The sequence below is a fragment of the Asanoa ishikariensis genome (assembly GCF_900107455.1).
Lineage (GTDB): Bacteria > Actinomycetota > Actinomycetes > Mycobacteriales > Micromonosporaceae > Asanoa > Asanoa ishikariensis.
This window is the reverse complement of the sequence record NZ_FNQB01000002.1, coordinates 1,227,686-1,243,208: the sequence shown is the minus strand read 5'-3', so window position 1 is coordinate 1,243,208 and position 15,523 is coordinate 1,227,686. Positions and strand designations below refer to the sequence as shown.

The window sequence follows — 15,523 nt, the reverse complement described above, 5'->3', positions numbered from 1 at the left end:
GGGCCAGTGTCGCACGTCGTACCGGCTGCGCGCCTCCCCCTCGTGATCTCCGCCCTATGCCGACACGTAGGGCACCAGCTCAGCCGCGAGAGCCGGGTCGACCCGCACATGCAGCGCGGTGCCTTCGGCGATGTGGGCGGTGCTCAACACCTTGGCCCTGCGGTGCAACCGGGCAACCAGCTCACCACGGTCGTAAGGCACCACGACGCGCAGCTCGACCGCCGGTCGGGGCAGGTGCCCTTCCAGCGTCGTACGAAACTCGTCGATGCCCCGCCCGGACCGGGCCGACACGAAGATCGCGTCGGGCCAGGCCCGCTTCAGCCGCAGCAGCGTCTCCTCGTCGGCGCTGTCGATCTTGTTGACCACCAACAGCTCCGGAACGCTGTCGGCGCCGACCTCGGCGAGCACCTCGCGGACCGCGCGAACCTGCTCCTCCGGGTCGGGGTGCGCGCCGTCGACGACGTGCACCAGCAGGTCGGCGTCGGCGACCTCCTCGAGCGTCGAGCGGAACGCCTCGATGATCTGGTGTGGCAGGTGCCGGACGAAGCCGACCGTGTCGGAGAGCGTGTAGATCCGCCCGTCGGCGTCCCGGGCCTTGCGGGTGGTCGGGTCCAGGGTGGCGAACAGCGCGTCCTCGACCAGCACCCCCGCACCGGTCAGTCGGTTGAGCAGGCTGGACTTGCCGGCGTTGGTGTAGCCGGCGATCGCCACGGCCGGGATGTTGTTGCGGTTGCGGCGGGCGCGCTTGGTCGCGCGTACGGTGCGAAGGGCCTTGATCTCGCGCCGCAGCCGGGAGATCCGGTGGTTGATCCGGCGACGGTCGGTCTCGAGCTTGGTCTCACCGGGACCACGCACGCCGACGCCGCCGCCCGCGCCGCCACCCCGCCCGGAACCACCGGTCTGCCGGGACAGCGTCTCGCCCCAGCCGCGCAGCCTCGGCAGCAGGTATTCGAGCTGGGCCAGCTCGACCTGCGCCTTGCCCTCTTTGCTCTTCGCGTGCTGGGCGAAGATGTCGAGGATCAGAGCGGTGCGGTCGACGACCTTGACCTTGACCCGCTGCTCCAGGTTGCGGAGCTGCGACGGAGACAGCTCGCCGTCGCAGATCACCGTGTCGGCGCCGGTCGACGTGACCACGGACAGCAGCTCGTCGACCTTGCCCCGCCCGATGAAGGTCGCGGAATCGGGCCGGCCGCGGCGCTGGATCAGCCCTTCGAGCACCTGGGAGCCCGCCGTCTCGGCCAACGCCGCGAGCTCGATCAGGGAGTTGTCGGCGTCGGTCACGGTGCCTTCGGTCCAGACACCGACCAGGACGACCCGTTCGAGCCGGAGCTGGCGGTATTCGACCTCGGTGATGTCGGTGAGCTCGGTGGAGAGACCTGCGACACGTCGCATGGCGTGTCGGTCTTCCAGCTCCAACTCGCCGGTCGTGGGTTCGATGTCAGCAAGATCATCCACAGTGTGGAATGTGCGCAAAACAATCCTCCTTGAACACCGATCGTGACACGCCTGCGGCGCGAGCGCATCCACAAATCGCGCAGGCGGTTGGCCGACCTGCACCGACGTGGGCAAGAATGCGCTACGGCGTGGGCGCCGTGGCCCGCGCCGTAGGACGACGGAGGACCACGTGGCGACGACACGCCTGCCCAGTGCCGGCTTTTCGATCACGATCCGGATCGGGGTGGTCGCCGATGCGTCGGCGATCGGCCGACTGACCACCTGCGTCGGGGAGGCGGGCGCCATCGTGACGGCGCTCGACGTCGTCGACTCAGACCCCACGATGGTGATCGTCGACCTCACCTGTGACACAGCCGACGCAACCCACGCCGACTCGGTGGTCAAGGCCCTCGAGGCGCTCGACGGGGTCGACGTCCGCAAGGTCTCGGACCGGACGTTCCTGCTCCACCTCGGCGGCAAGATCGAGGTGACGCCGAAGGTGGCGTTGCGGAACCGGGACGAGCTTTCCCGCGCGTACACGCCGGGTGTCGCCAGGGTTTGTCTCGCGATCGCGGAGAACCCGGCCGACGCCCGCCGACTGACGATCAAGCGCAACACGGTCGCGGTCGTGACCGACGGTTCGGCGGTGCTGGGCCTGGGCAACCTCGGACCCGCCGCGTCGCTGCCCGTGATGGAGGGCAAGGCCGCCCTGTTCAAGCGCTTCGGCGGGGTCGACGCCTGGCCGGTCGTGCTCGACACCCAGGACACCGACGAGATCGTGCGGATCGTCCAGGCGATCGCGCCGGCTTATGGCGGCATCAACCTGGAGGACATCGCTGCCCCGCGCTGCTTCGAGATCGAGGAGCGGCTCCGCGAGCTTCTGGACATTCCGGTCTTCCACGACGATCAGCACGGTACGGCGATCTGCGTGCTGGCCGCCCTCACCAACGCGCTGCGCGTCGTCGGCAAGCGGATGCAGGACGTCCGAGTCGTCGTCAGCGGCGCCGGCGCGGCCGGGACCGCGATCATGAAGCTGCTGCTCCGCCAGGGCGTGGGCGACATCATCGCGTACGACCGGCCCGGGGTGCTGCATGCCGGCTTGAAGGACCTGCCGGCCTCGTGGCAGTGGCTGGTCGAGCACACCAACCGCGACAGCTACCAGGGTTCTCTTTCCGGGGCCTTGCGCGGTGCCGACGTCTTCATCGGCGTCAGCGCGCCCAACCTGCTCACCGGCGACGACATCGCGGCGATGGCCGAGAACTCGATCGTGTTCGCGCTGGCCAACCCCGACCCGGAGGTCGACCCGCGCGAGGCCCGCAAGCACGCTGCCGTGGTCGCGACTGGCCGCTCCGACCAGCCGAACCAGATCAACAACGTGTTGGCCTTCCCCGGGGTGTTCCGCGGCATGCTCGACGCCCACGCCGAGGAGTTCACCGAGGAGATGGCCATCGCGGCGGCCCGCGCCATCGCGGACGTGGTCGGCGAGGACAAAATCAACCCAACGGTGATCGTGCCCAGCGTGTTCGACGCTCGGGTGGCGGTCGCGGTTGCCGCTGCTGTGCGGGCTGCGGCCCAGAGCAGTGCGGCTATTGCCGCTGTTGATACTTCTGCGCCCTAGGTCCCGGGTTCGCGGTGGTCCGGACCGTTGCTCCCGCCGGGCCGTCCATGTCCGTCGTTGGTCACGGCCTCTTTTCCGCCGGCTCTGCCGGGTCGTTGGGTGGTTGCGCGTTTTGGGCCGTCCCACGACCGGTTGCTGTTCGTCTGACAGGGTGTCGGTTGGGCTTTTGGTTGCGGTCTTGGGCGGGGGAGGATGTCGTGCGCAGTGCCTAGGCGCAAAGGGCGCGCCTCTTATGGCTTTGCGCACGACATCCTCCCCCGCCCTGACCTAGGCGGGGTTGGTCGACTCCGATTCCGGGTTTGTCGGGCACAGTCCATTGGCTGATCTTCGCGGTGGCTGACGTGCGTTGACTGTCGGCTTGTCCGCGGTGCGGACGACTGCCGCCGCACCGCTCGCCTATGCGTCGGCGAGATGGGCGCGGCGCCGCTTCCAGCGGCCCGCCTACACAGTGGCTGGCGCTGGCACGCTTTGGCCGGTGTTTCAATCTGCCAGCGCTTGCCCACGCTGGCTCGCGTTGGCAACGCCTCGGGCGGTTGTCGCTTACTGCGGCCTGCCCACGCCGGCTCGAACTGGCAACGCCGCAGCCAGTCCCTCCGCATGCCCGTTCCTGCCCGCTACTGCTCGAGCCGGCAACGCCGCAGACTGTGTCTCCGAATACCGGCGCTCCGCCCACACCCGGCCGAACTGGCAACGCCGCGGGCAGTGGCTCCGCATACCGCCGCCCCACCCACGCTGCCCGAGTTGGCAACGCCGCAGGCGGTGTCTCCGCATGACGCCGGCTCGCCCACACCGGCTCGCGTTGGCAACGCCTCGGGCGGTTTCCGCTTGCCGCTGGTCGCCGCGGTCCAGCCCGCGCCACCGACGGCACCGCCGGCCACCGCACCAGCGGCCGAGCAGCCCGTCCAAGACGCCCCTAACTGGCAACGCCTCGGACAGCGCCTCCGAAATCCGCCGCCGCCCCGCTCACGCCAGCGTGAACTGGCAACGCCTCCGACCGCGCCTCCGCATGCTGGCGCCCTGTCTCCGCGCCGGCTCGAACTGGCAACGCCTTGGGCGTCTCCGTTTTATCGCCGCGCTCGCGCGCCGGCTGGCGGGCGACGCTTCGGGCTCGGTAGCTGTCCCGCAGCCCTAGCGCCGGTGGGTGGAGGCGGCGTGCGGGCAGGGTCGGCCGGCGTGTGGTCGGTCGGTGTGTTGGCGGGCGGGATCGGTCGGGCCCGAAGTCGCCATGTGGGTGCGGCCATGGTCCGCCCGCTCCGGCTCGGCGCCTCGGGTTGAGGGTGCCGGTGGAGTGGGGCGGTGGCTCGCGGTTACGTGGTGGGGAGGGTTTCGCCTGTGGCTACTAGGACGGCTGGGCCTGTGAAGACGCAGGTTTCGCCGTCGAAGGCGACCGTTAGGCGGCCGCCCGGTAGGTCTACTGCCACGACGCCTGTTTGCTTGCCTGCGTCGCGTAGGGCGACTGCTGCTACCGCGATCGCGCCTGAGCCGCAGGACAGGGTTTCGCCTGAGCCGCGCTCGTAGACGCGCATCGCCACGTGGGCGTCCACGCCTACCGGGACCGGGCGCTTGTCGACCGCGATGTGGCCGAACTCCCCGCCGCGGCGGTCGACGGCGATGTGGCCCCGGTCCGGCTGGGTCGGTGGCGGCGAGTCGACGGCGATGTGACCCTGCTCCCGCCGGTCAGCCGGCAGGGCGTCCATCGCGATGTGACCCCGGGCCGGGCCGTCCGTCGGCGGCGAGTCCACCGCGATATGACCGCGATCCGGACCGTCGGCCGGCGGCGAGTCCACTGCGATGTGGCCCCGGTCCGGGCCATCGGCCGGCGGCGAGTCCACTGCGATGTGGCCGTGGTCCGGGCCTGGGCGGCGGTCTACGGCGATGTGGCCGAAGGTGGCTGCTTCGGTGGCGCCGGGCACTACGAACTCGACGTTGACGCCGGTGGGGAAGGCCGCCGGGTCGTACGCCGGTGCGCTGGTCAGGTCCAGATCGCCCAGGGACATGCCGGACGGGAGCGCGCACACCAGGTGTGGGTTGCCGACGTCGACCGACGTGCCGGTGAAGGTCAGGCCGCCGATCGTGGCCGTGGAGCCCGCGCCTACGCGCGGGAGCGGGAGGACGACCGAGACAGCGTCCGGGGTGACCGTGGCCTGGACCACGCCCGCGCGGGTGGCGATCGGGAACGTCGCTCCCTCGACCAGAGCCTCGGCGGCCAGGAAGCGGGCGAAGACGCGTACGCCGTTGCCGCACATCTCGGCGATGGAGCCGTCGGCGTTCCAGTAGTCCATGAACCACTCGGCCTCGCCGGCCAGGTCGACCGCGTGGGGGTGTTTGGCCGTGCGGACCACCCGTAGGACGCCGTCGGCGCCGATCCCGAAGCGGCGGTCGCAGAGTGCCGCCACCGTCTCCGGTGTCAGCGCCAGAACGCCGTCCGGGTCCGGGAGGATCACGAAGTCGTTGCCGGTGCCATGCCCCTTGACGAACCGCACCACTGCCCCCTTGTCGAGCCGCCCCCCAACAGATACGCCGACCATCATGGCGCACCCGCGCACTCCGCGTGGACCGCGTGCAGCGCCATGGTGGCCAGCGCAGGATCCGCGCCGTCGAGCCAGGCGATCCGGGGGTCGCGGCGGAACCAGGTGCGCTGGCGGCGTACGAAGCGGCGGGTTGCCCGGATCGTCTCGTCGTGCGCCTCCTGTTCGGTGCACTCCCCCGCCAGAAACGCCAGGACCTGCTGGTATCCGAGCGCGCGGCTCGCCGTGCGGCCCTCGCGCAGGCCCTCCGCGACCAGGTCGCGCGTCTCCGGGATCAGGCCGGCCGACCACATGGCCGACACCCGCGTGGCCACCCGTTCGTCGAGCGTAGGGCCGGCCACATCGACCCCAATCTGCACAGAGGGATAAAACGGCACCGGCGCGGACGGCAGGGCGGCCGCGAACGGCTGGCCGGTGAGGGTGATCACCTCGAGGGCCCTGACGATCCGGCGGCCGTTGGTCGGCAGGATTCGCGACGCCGCTACCGGGTCGGCCGCCCGCAGCCGCTCGTGCAGGGCCAGCGCACCGACCTCGGCCAGCTCCGCTTCCAGGGACGCGCGCAGGGCGGCGTCCGTACCCGGGAAGTCGAACTCCTCCAGGACCGCCCGCACGTAGAGGCCTGAGCCGCCGACCAGCAGCGGCACCTTGCCCCGGGCCTGGATGTCGTCGATCGCCGCCCGGGCCAGCCGTTGGTACTCGGCCACGCTCGCGGGCTCCGTGACGGGCCAGATGTCGAGTACGTGGTGCGGGACCCCGCGGCGCTCGCCCACCGGCACCTTGGCGGTGCCGATGTCGAGGCCGCGGTAGAGCTGCATGGAGTCGGCGTTGACCACCTCGCCGCCGAGCTCCTCGGCCAGCGCGAGGCTGAGCGCGGTCTTGCCCGCGGCGGTCGGTCCGACCACGGCGATCACGGTCATGAGCGTTGCCAACTGGCGACGAAGTACCCGACGCCGTAGGGCGCGCCGTAGTAGGACAGGTCGCCCTGCCAGGTTCCGCCGGCCGCGCCCACCGCTCCGGCCAACGCCTGGAACGCCGGGCGCCCGGCCACGCCCAGCTCCGCCGAGACGACCGGGTCGAGGCCGTGCAGGACGGAAAGGTCGACCGAGGCCAGCGCCGACGCCAGTGCGTCGTCGTAGGGCTCCGCGCGCGGATCGTCGTACCCGGGCGACTTCACACCGCGCGACGCGGACCCGTCGCCCATCACGAGCAGACCCCACGGGCCGTCGGGGGCGCAGCACTCCCCGAAATTCCGGCAGGCATCCGCCGACGCGTCCGCCGCGATGCCCTGCATGTTGACCATGACGGGCTGTTGTGGCGGGTGTTGCCGCAACAGCCACGCGCCGATCACCAGGCTCAACGGCAACTCGTGGCTCTCCAGCGGGTCGTGCGGGCCGAGCGACACGTCGAGGTCGACGCCCCACGGGCGCAGGGAACCGCGCTGGGGCGGGTCATAGGACGTCATGGCCGAATCGGCACCGAACACCACGATCTGCCGCGCACCGGCCTGGCCCAGCGTCGTGACCGCGCTCGCGCAGGCGGAACGCAGGTCGTCGAGTTCAGCGGCGGCGCCACCGGCCACCTCTGGGACGATCATGGGCGGATGAGGACAGACCGCGACAGCTACGAGGGTCACGGCATAACGGTATCGGGGGTGCGGTCCGTGCCCGCCTGATTCCCGCCCCGGTCTCCGTATGGTCACGGTCGCCAATAGGCGCTCGACGCGGACGGGGTGGGACCTGTGACAATGCAGCGGTAACAATACTGCGCTATGGCGACGCCGGAAGGGTGCATTCCTTGCATTCCAGACGGAGTCGGACGAACGAGGATGGGCAGATGAGCGACTGGACGGCCTTCGGACGCGTGGACGCGGAGGGCACGGTTTACGTCAAGACGGCCGACGGGGAGCGGGTCGTGGGCTCCTGGCAGGCCGGGTCGCCTGAGGAGGGCCTGGCCCACTTCGCCCGGCGCTTCGCCGACGTGGTCACCGAGGTCGACCTCGTCCAGGCCCGGATGGGCTCTGGCGCGGCCGACGCGGCACACTCCCTCGCCACGATCCGCCGCATCCGGGCGTCGCTGCCGGAAGCACACGTGGTCGGCGACATCGACGGGCTCATCGCCCGGCTCGACAAGCTGGCCGAGTCCGCCGAGACGAAGGCCGGCGAGGCCCGCGCCGCGCGGGAGACCGCCCGTGCCGAGGCGCTGGTCCGCAAGACCCAGCTCGTCGAAGAGGCCGAGAAGATCGCCGCTGAGTCCACCGGCTGGAAGTCCGCCGGCGACCGGCTCAAGGAGATCCTCGACGAGTGGAAGACCATCCGCGGCGTCGACAAGAAGTCCGACGGCGAGCTGTGGAAGCGTTTCGCCGCCGCCCGGGACGGCTTCACCCGCCGCCGCGGCGCGCACTTCGCGACCCTCGACGCGCAGCGCAAGCAGGCCCAGACGACCAAGGAAGACCTGGTCACGGAGGCCGAGACGCTGCAGGAGTCGACCGACTGGGGCCCCACCGCCGCCCGGCTCAAGGACCTGATGACGGAGTGGAAGGCGGCGCCGCGTGCCTCGAAGGAGGCCGAGCAGCGCCTCTGGGAGAGGTTCCGCGCCGCACAGGACGCCTTCTTCACCAACCGCAGCTCCGTGTTCACCGCCCGCGACGCCGAGCAGCGCGGCAACCTCGAGCGCAAGCAGGCGCTGGTCACCGAGGCCGAGTCGCTCGACGTCGACACCGACCCGCGGGCCGCGCAGGCGAAGCTCCGCGAGATCCAGGGCCAGTGGCACGACGCGGGCCGGGTCGGCCGTGACGACGCCAGCAAGCTCGACCGGCGCATCCGCGCGGTGGAGGAGAAGGTCCGGCTCGCGATGGACTCCGCGTGGCGCCGCACCGAGCCGTCCGCCAACCCACTGCTGGTCCAGATGCGCGAGCAGGTCGCCGAGGCCGAGCAGCGCCTCGAACGCGCCCGCAACGCCGGCGACAGCAAGCGCATCCGCGAGGCCGAGAACGCCCTCAACCAGAAGAGGCAGTTCCTCAACCTGGCCGAACAAGCCAGTTAGCTCCTAAAGGGACAGAAACCTCTGTCCCGGGTTCGCGGTGGTCCGGACCGTTGCTCCCGCCGGAGAACGGGCCGGGCCCCGAGGGGGCCCGTCCCTGCCAGGTCCGCGGTGGGATAACAGCCCGGGTCTGTCACGTGGCCGCGCTGACCGACAAGAATTGTCGGTGGTGGCTGGCACACTCCGTGCATGAGTTACGACTCAGCGGCACGGAACCGTGGCCCGCCAGCGCGGTGCGTCAACCGGTGACACGTAGCGGTTGGCTGGCGCGCCAGGCGGCAGTGCTCTCCGTGCGCTGCGGATCCGACAACGATGCGCGTTGCCAAGCGCCGTCTTTGGCGAGGGTGGCGACGTGTCCGGCGGGCAGGTCCGCGAACGCGCTCAGCGACGGATGCCGTTCGACGGTGTGACCCAGGTAGGCCAGGCACAGGTCGTCGGCCGCGTAGCCACGGGCGTCGAGGACGTCGAACGTGCCGTCGTCGAAGGCGACCAGAGCCGGCGAGGTCTCCCCGGCCAGCAGCGAGCGGGTGCTCAGAGCCCAACTGTCCGGTTCGGCCGGCAACGGGAAGTCGTTGCCGAACGTGCCGACCAGGCGCCAGCTTCCGGCGGGATGCGCTGATACCGGCAGCCAGCCGAACGCCTGCCGGGTGCGGCTGCTCACCGTCGCCTCGTCGTTCCATGGCCAGCGGCCCGCGCCGTCGGGCCAGACGAGCTGCCAGATCGGGACGGACCAGCCGCCGTAGAACCGGTACGCGGTGCCGAACAGGGCGTCCCGCCAGGACTCGTCGACCGGGCGCAGCATCGTCTCGTGGCCCTCGATGACCCCGGTGAACGGCGCTTCGGCAGCCGGCCAGCCGATGTCGCGCAGGCGTTCCACGCAGGTGTTGAGCCATAGCTGCATGTGTTCGCCGGCCAGGCCGAACATCACGATCTCGGGGATCTGGAAGGAGTGCCAGAGGCCGACCGTGTACGCGAAGTCGACCGTGCCCGGCACCAGCAGCGAGCACCAACCGTGCTTCTCGACGGTCGCGATGGTTTCCGTGTCACGGCCGCGGCGGACACCACCGCAGATCACGCACGGGCAGCCTGGATCTTGCACCTGGGGATCGTACAACCCTTGACCAGACGCATCGATCGCTATCACAATGGGCGGCGGAGCCAGGGCACGCACCGCGAGAGAGGCGCCTATGACGGCGCGCGCGGACTTCGTACCCCCGTGAAATGGAGCCCTGGCACATGCAACGCAAACCTGTCCGCGGCGCGCTCGCCGCGATCGTGGTCGCGGCCGCGACCGTCCTCGTCGGAGTCGCGCTGACGAGCGCGCCGGCACGAGCGGCCGGGACCGGCACCGGTTACCTCCGCACGAGCGGCAACAAGATCGTCGACAGCACCGGTGCGACCGTGCGGCTCACCGGGATCAACTGGTTCGGCATGGAGACCGACAACAGGACCTTCCACGGCCTGTGGTCGAGCAACCCGTGGCGTGGCCAGGTCGACACGATGGCCAACCTCGGTTACAACACGCTGCGCATCCCCTATTCCAACGACGCTCTCAAGGCCGGCGCGACCGCCACCGGCATCAACGACTTCGTCAACCCCGACCTGGTCGGCAACTCACCACTGCAGATCCTCGACAAGGTCATCGCGTACGCCGGCAGCAAGGGCATGCGGGTGATCCTCGACCGGCACCGGCCGACGAGCGCGCAGCAGACGGCGCTCTGGTACACGGCCGCGGTGCCGGAGAGCACCTGGATCAGCGACTGGCGGATGCTCGCCCAGCGCTATGCCAACAACCCGACCGTCATCGGTGCCGACCTGCACAACGAGCCGCACGCCGAGGGCACCAACCCGGCGGCGACCGGAGCCTGCTGGGGCTGCGGCGACACCAACCGTGACTGGCGGCTGGCCGCCGAGCGGGCCGGCAACGCGATCCTCGGCGTGCAGCCCAACTGGTTGATCTTCGTCGAGGGCGTGAGCTGCCCGAGCGGCGGACTGTCCAATGTGTGGGATGGCGACACCAGCAACGACGAGGACTGCGGTTGGTGGGGCGGCAACCTGAGCAAGGCCGGCCAGTTCCCGGTGCGGCTGTCGGTGGCCAACCGGCTGGTGTACTCGCCGCACGACTACGCGATCTCCGTCTACCACCAGAGCTGGTTCGACGCGCCGAACTACCCGGCCAACCTGCCGGCGATCTGGGACAAGTACTGGGGTTACCTGTTCAAGCAGAACACCGCCCCGATCATGCTGGGCGAGTTCGGCACCACGCTCGCCGACCCCAAGGACCGCGTCTGGCTCACCAACCTGATGTCCTATCTGGGCAGTGGCACGGGCGGGATGTCGTTCACCTACTGGTCGTGGAACCCCAACTCCGGTGACACGGGCGGCATCGCCAATGACGACTGGACGACGATCAACCAGGCGAAACAGTCGATCATCTCGCCCTATCTGATCGCGCCGACCGGCGGCGGGCCAACCACTGGGCCGACTACCGGACCGACCACCGGCCCCACGACCCCGGCGCCGCAGGGTGACTGCGACGCCACCTACCGCTCGACGAACTCCTGGCAGGGCGGCTTCCAGGGCGAGCTCACCGTGACCAACCGCGGCAGCGCTCCGGCCAACCCCTGGCGGGTGACCTGGACCTGGCCGTCGGGCGTCACGCTGGGCAGCGGCTGGAACGCTACGGTCACCCAGTCCGGCACGACCATCACCGCGGCGGCACCGACCTGGTCCCCGGCGCTCGCCCCGGGCGCGTCGGTGACCGTCGGCTTCACCGCCAACGGCACGGCGGCCGCACCGGGCGCGGTCGCACTGAACGGCACCACCTGCTGAATCCCAGAACCGCGGCGGCGGGTAGCCAACGGCCCGCCGCCGCCCTGGAAACGACTGGCCCCGGGCGCACACCTCCGCACTTGAACGGAAATACCGCAACGGCGGGCCTGGCAGACCCGGTCGAGACGGTCACTGCGCGGCGCAGGCCGATTCCGCCGGAAGCGGCTGGATCGGAGGCCGACCCACGGAAGGCATGCCCAGGCTGACGCCCGGCGTGCGGGTCGCCCGACCGGCCTCGAACGCGTCACCCGCGCGGGTGCGGCGGTGCGACAACGGCGCACCGTCGGCGTTGAGGTGGTGCGGCGCGGCGTAGCTGACCACGGTCTCGATGACGTCGCCGGGCCGGATGCCCTCCAGCGAACCGGTCGCGAAGTGCACGAGCCGCCCGTCGCGGGCCCGGCCGGACATCCGCCCGGTGCGCTCGTCCTTGCGGCCCTCACCGACTGCGACGAGCACCTCGACGGTCGAGCCGACCAGCGCCTTGTTCTCCGCCCAGGTGGTCTCCTCGACTGCCACCATCAGCCGCTCGTAACGCTCCTGCACCACGGCCTTGGGGATCTGATCCTCCATTGTGGCCGCCGGGGTGCCGGGACGCGGCGAGTACTGGAAGGTGAACGCGCTGGAGAACCGGGCCTGCCGCACCACGTCGAGGGTGCGCGCGAAGTCGTCCTCGGTCTCGCCCGGGAAGCCCACGATGATGTCGGTGGTGATCGCCGCATCGGGCATCGCCGCGCGTACCTTGTCGATGATCCCGAGGTAACGCTCCTGGCGGTAGGACCGGCGCATCGCCTTCAGGATCGCGTCGGAGCCCGACTGCAACGGCATGTGCAGCGAGTGGCAGACGTTGGGCGTCTCGGCCATCGCGGCGATCACGTCGTCGGTGAAGTCCTTGGGGTGCGGGCTGGTGAACCGAACCCGCTCCAGGCCCTCGATCGACCCCGTGGAACGCAGCAGCTTGCCGAACGCCAGCTTGTCGCCGAACTCGACGCCGTAGGAGTTGACGTTCTGCCCGAGCAGCGTCACCTCCAGCACACCCTCGGCGACCAGCGCCTCGACCTCGGCCAGGATCTCCCCAGGCCGCCGGTCCTTCTCCTTGCCGCGCAGCGACGGCACGATGCAGAAGGTGCAGGTGTTGTTGCAGCCCACCGAGATCGAGACCCAGCCGGCGTACGTCGACTCGCGCCGGGCCGGCAGCGTCGACGGGAAGACCTCGAGCGACTCGAGGATCTCGACCTCGGCCTCGGCGTTGTGCCGGGCACGCTCCAGCATCGTCGGCAGCGAGCCGATGTTGTGGGTGCCGAAGACGACGTCGACCCAGGGCGCCTTCTTGACGATCTCGCCGCGGTCCTTCTGGGCGAGGCAGCCGCCGACCGCGATCTGCATGTCGGGCCGGCGGATCTTGGTCGGGCGCAGGTGGCCGAGGTTGCCGTAGAGGCGGTTGTCGGCGTTTTCCCGGACGGCACAGGTGTTGAAGACCACCACGTCGGCGTCATCCGCCTCGGCGCGGACGTAGCCCGCCGCCTCGAGCAGGCCGGAGATCCGCTCGGAGTCGTGCACGTTCATCTGGCAGCCGTATGTGCGCACCTGGTACGTGCGAGGGCCCGCTGTAGTAGTCATGACCCCTACAGGGTAGCCGCCTGGAAAGGTCAGGCGGCCAGGCCCGGGACCACCCGGTCGGGGGTCCACCGCGACTGCTGGCAGGGCACCCGCTGGCGGAGGCACCACGGGTCGTGGCCCGTGCACAACCGCACGTTGGTCCGGGCTTCGCCGTCGTCGGTCTCCACCACGTCCACGTGTACGGGTCGCAGCGTGCCGTCGCTGGTCGCCAGTATGTGCCGGTCGGGGATCAGGGTGTCGTCGGCCAGCAGCACCCGGCGCCGCAGCAGGGCCGCGACCTCGGCCGCGGCGGCCGGCTCGGCCACCTCGAACGGTGGCGCGTAGCAGTCGATGGAGACGGGAAACTCGCCGACGCCGAGCCACACGTCGCAGAGCACCGCGTCACCCGGAGGGTCGTCGTCACCCAATGGAACGACAGCACAACCAGTGACGACGCTTAGTGCGCGCATGACCACGGAAGGTGTCAGGGGCTCCTCCGCGAACCAGTTCCACATCGCGGAGCCCTGAACCGGGAAGACCGGAGGGATCGCCATACCAATGATCGTGCCTGCCTGCGGGCACGCACGTCTGCCGCGTTACCGCTCCGTGACCGTTCGAGACCCGTCCTGGCACATCGTCACCCTTAGAGTGGCTGCATCCAGAGGGAGGGGTCGATGGTCGCGAGTAACGCGTCGCAGGAGCCGCTGATCGTGCTCGACAAGGTCAACAAGTTCTTCGGCGACCTGCACGTTCTACGCGACGTCGACCTGTCGGTCGGACGTGGCGAAGTAGTTGTCGTGATCGGACCGTCGGGTTCGGGCAAGTCGACCCTCTGTCGCGCGATCAACCGACTGGAGACCATCAACTCCGGTCAGATCACGTTCGACGGCAACACGCTGCCCGCCGAGGGCCGCGCACTGGCGCGCCTGCGCAGCGACGTGGGCATGGTGTTCCAGTCCTTCAACCTCTTCGCGCACAAGACGATCCTGCAGAACGTGACCCTGGGTCCGATCAAGGTGCGCAAGGAAAAGCCGGAAGAGGCACGCAAGCGCGGGCTCGCGCTGCTCGAACGGGTTGGCATCGCCAACCAGGCCGACAAATACCCGGCCCAGCTCTCCGGCGGCCAGCAGCAGCGCGCGGCGATCGCGCGAGCGCTGGCGATGCAGCCCAAGGCGATGCTCTTCGACGAGCCGACCAGCGCCCTCGACCCCGAAATGGTCGGCGAGGTCCTCGACGTCATGACGTCCCTCGCCCGTGACGGCATGACGATGGTCGTCGTCACCCATGAGATGGGTTTCGCGCGGCATGCGGCCAACCGCGTGGTATTCATGGCCGACGGTCAGCTCGTCGAGCAGGCCGAACCTGGCGAGTTCTTCGCCAACCCGCGCAGTGACCGGGCCAAGGACTTTCTTTCCAAGATCCTTACGCACTGACCTCACACGTTCTGCGAAATCACGATCCTGCACACCAAGGGATCCGGCCGCACCGGCGCCGGGTCTCCTTCACAAGAAGGAGAAGTACATGCGGATGACGCGCGTTGCGGCCACCGCCGCGGCCGCCGTGCTCGCGCTGACGATGGCAGCCTGTGGCAGCGACGACGGCAGTGGCACCGGCACTGGCACCGGCTCGGGCTCGGGCAACACCGCCACCGGCGTGGTCGGTAAGGCATCGTCTGGCTCGCTGAAGATCGGCGTCAAGGCCGACCAGCCGGGTCTCGGCCTGCAGACCGGCACCGCTTACGAGGGCTTCGACATCGAGATCGCGAAGATCATCGCCAAGGGCCTCGGCCTGCAGGAGTCCGGCATCCAGTACGTGACCACGGTGTCGGCCAACCGCGAGCCCTACATCCAGCAGGGCACCGTCGACCTGGTGATCGCGACCTACACCATCAACGACGAGCGCAAGACGAAGGTCAACTTCGGCGGGCCGTACTTCATCGCCGGCCAGGACCTGCTCGTGCCGTCCGCCTCGACGATCACCGCGCCGGAGCAGCTCGCCGGCAAGAAGGTCTGCTCGGTGACCGGCTCGACCCCGGCCAAGCGGATCCAGGAGAACTACAAGGACGCGAAGCTGCAGCTCTTCGACTCGTACTCGAAGTGCATCACGGCGCTGGCCGGCAACCAGGTCGACGCGGTGACCACCGACGACATCATCCTCGCGGGCTACGCGTCGCAGTCGCAGTACGCCGGCAAGTTCAAGGTCGTCGGCAAGCCCTTCTCCGAGGAGCCCTACGGCATCGGCCTCAAGAAGGACGACAAGGCCGGCTGCGACAAGATCAACGAGATCTTGAAGGCCGCCGCGACCGACGGTTCCTACAAGGCGGCGTGGGACAAGACCCTCGGCGCGAGCGGCACCGCGGCTCCGGAGCTCGACACCAGCAAGCTGACCAACTGCGCCTGACGCGCGACGCGCGGGGCCGGCGGCGGACACGCCGCCGGCCCCGTACGCGGTAAGAGCCAGAAGAGGGAGGAGCGGG

Annotated in this window: 11 protein-coding genes and 2 pseudogenes; 5 read left to right on the top strand and 8 right to left on the bottom strand. The window is 69.9% G+C overall.

From position 1 onward, the window contains the following. Positions 1-54: 54 nt before the first annotated feature. The gene (hflX, locus tag BLV39_RS20115; protein WP_239083832.1) at positions 55-1,455 is read right to left on the bottom strand and encodes a GTPase HflX; all 1,401 of its coding nucleotides are present in this window, start codon (positions 1,453-1,455) and stop codon (positions 55-57) included. A gap of 169 nt (positions 1,456-1,624) precedes the next feature. Between hflX and BLV39_RS20110 the strand changes: the two genes are divergently transcribed. Then, complete coding sequence (locus BLV39_RS20110) at positions 1,625-3,052, top strand: NAD-dependent malic enzyme (protein WP_090794691.1); 1,428 nt, start codon at positions 1,625-1,627, stop codon at positions 3,050-3,052. A 1,307-nt stretch (positions 3,053-4,359) separates the two neighbouring features. Here the strand turns inward: BLV39_RS20110 and BLV39_RS44250 are convergent. The 4 genes and pseudogenes from BLV39_RS44250 to BLV39_RS20090 form a co-directional block, all read right to left on the bottom strand. Then, a pseudogene (locus BLV39_RS44250) lies at positions 4,360-4,599 on the bottom strand (diaminopimelate epimerase); the annotation flags it as partial. A 354-nt stretch (positions 4,600-4,953) separates the two neighbouring features. After that, positions 4,954-5,535, bottom strand: a pseudogene (gene dapF, locus BLV39_RS20100) (diaminopimelate epimerase); the annotation flags it as partial. 44 nt (positions 5,536-5,579) lie between these two features. Beyond that, positions 5,580-6,497, bottom strand: coding sequence for a tRNA (adenosine(37)-N6)-dimethylallyltransferase MiaA (gene miaA / locus BLV39_RS20095; RefSeq protein ID WP_090794689.1), 918 nt, complete (start codon positions 6,495-6,497; stop codon positions 5,580-5,582). Next, positions 6,494-7,174, bottom strand: a complete 681-nt coding sequence (locus BLV39_RS20090; RefSeq protein ID WP_090794687.1) for a class III extradiol ring-cleavage dioxygenase family protein — start codon at positions 7,172-7,174, stop codon at positions 6,494-6,496. Before BLV39_RS20090 ends, miaA begins: the two co-directional genes overlap by 4 nt. A 239-nt stretch (positions 7,175-7,413) precedes the next feature. On the opposite strand from BLV39_RS20090, the gene BLV39_RS20085 reads away from it, so the two are divergent. Beyond that, positions 7,414-8,622: a DUF349 domain-containing protein gene (locus BLV39_RS20085; protein WP_090794685.1), complete on the top strand. Its 1,209-nt coding sequence runs from the start codon at positions 7,414-7,416 to the stop codon at positions 8,620-8,622. A 235-nt stretch (positions 8,623-8,857) separates the two neighbouring features. Here BLV39_RS20085 and BLV39_RS20080 read toward each other — a convergent pair whose 3' ends face one another. Continuing rightward, complete coding sequence (locus BLV39_RS20080; protein ID WP_176984989.1) at positions 8,858-9,718, bottom strand: DUF4262 domain-containing protein; 861 nt, start codon at positions 9,716-9,718, stop codon at positions 8,858-8,860. 137 nt (positions 9,719-9,855) lie between these two features. On the opposite strand from BLV39_RS20080, the gene BLV39_RS20075 reads away from it, so the two are divergent. Next, positions 9,856-11,451: a cellulase family glycosylhydrolase gene (locus tag BLV39_RS20075; RefSeq protein ID WP_090794683.1), complete on the top strand. Its 1,596-nt coding sequence runs from the start codon at positions 9,856-9,858 to the stop codon at positions 11,449-11,451. Between the two features lie 129 nt (positions 11,452-11,580). Here BLV39_RS20075 and miaB read toward each other — a convergent pair whose 3' ends face one another. Continuing rightward, positions 11,581-13,068 (bottom strand): tRNA (N6-isopentenyl adenosine(37)-C2)-methylthiotransferase MiaB, encoded by a 1,488-nt coding sequence (miaB, locus tag BLV39_RS20070; protein WP_090794681.1) that lies wholly within the window; start codon positions 13,066-13,068, stop codon positions 11,581-11,583. A 29-nt stretch (positions 13,069-13,097) separates the two neighbouring features. Next, a complete protein-coding gene (locus BLV39_RS20065) occupies positions 13,098-13,601 on the bottom strand; it encodes a hypothetical protein (protein ID WP_143049817.1) in 504 nt (167 codons plus the stop codon). A 120-nt stretch (positions 13,602-13,721) separates the two neighbouring features. Here BLV39_RS20065 and BLV39_RS20060 point away from each other — a divergent pair, with 120 nt between their 5' ends. Together BLV39_RS20060 and BLV39_RS20055 are read left to right on the top strand one after the other, a co-directional pair. Next, positions 13,722-14,480, top strand: coding sequence for an amino acid ABC transporter ATP-binding protein (locus BLV39_RS20060; protein ID WP_090794675.1), 759 nt, complete (start codon positions 13,722-13,724; stop codon positions 14,478-14,480). 88 nt (positions 14,481-14,568) lie between these two features. Beyond that, positions 14,569-15,447, top strand: coding sequence for a glutamate ABC transporter substrate-binding protein (locus BLV39_RS20055; protein ID WP_090794671.1), 879 nt, complete (start codon positions 14,569-14,571; stop codon positions 15,445-15,447). Positions 15,448-15,523: the final 76 nt, after the last annotated feature.

Bases quoted from the DNA above. Each gene is read 5' to 3' on its own strand.
- miaA (WP_090794689.1), bottom strand. From the start codon at position 6,497: ATGACCGTGATCGCCGTGGTCGGACCGACCGCCGCGGGCAAGACCGCG.
- BLV39_RS20090 (WP_090794687.1), bottom strand. From the start codon at position 7,174: ATGATCGTCCCAGAGGTGGCCGGTGGCGCCGCCGCTGAACTCGACGAC.
- BLV39_RS20085 (WP_090794685.1), top strand. From the start codon at position 7,414: ATGAGCGACTGGACGGCCTTCGGACGCGTGGACGCGGAGGGCACGGTT.
- BLV39_RS20075 (WP_090794683.1), top strand. From the start codon at position 9,856: ATGCAACGCAAACCTGTCCGCGGCGCGCTCGCCGCGATCGTGGTCGCG.
- miaB (WP_090794681.1), bottom strand. From the start codon at position 13,068: ATGACTACTACAGCGGGCCCTCGCACGTACCAGGTGCGCACATACGGC.
- BLV39_RS20065 (WP_143049817.1), bottom strand. From the start codon at position 13,601: ATGGCGATCCCTCCGGTCTTCCCGGTTCAGGGCTCCGCGATGTGGAAC.
- BLV39_RS20060 (WP_090794675.1), top strand. From the start codon at position 13,722: ATGGTCGCGAGTAACGCGTCGCAGGAGCCGCTGATCGTGCTCGACAAG.
- BLV39_RS20055 (WP_090794671.1), top strand. From the start codon at position 14,569: ATGCGGATGACGCGCGTTGCGGCCACCGCCGCGGCCGCCGTGCTCGCG.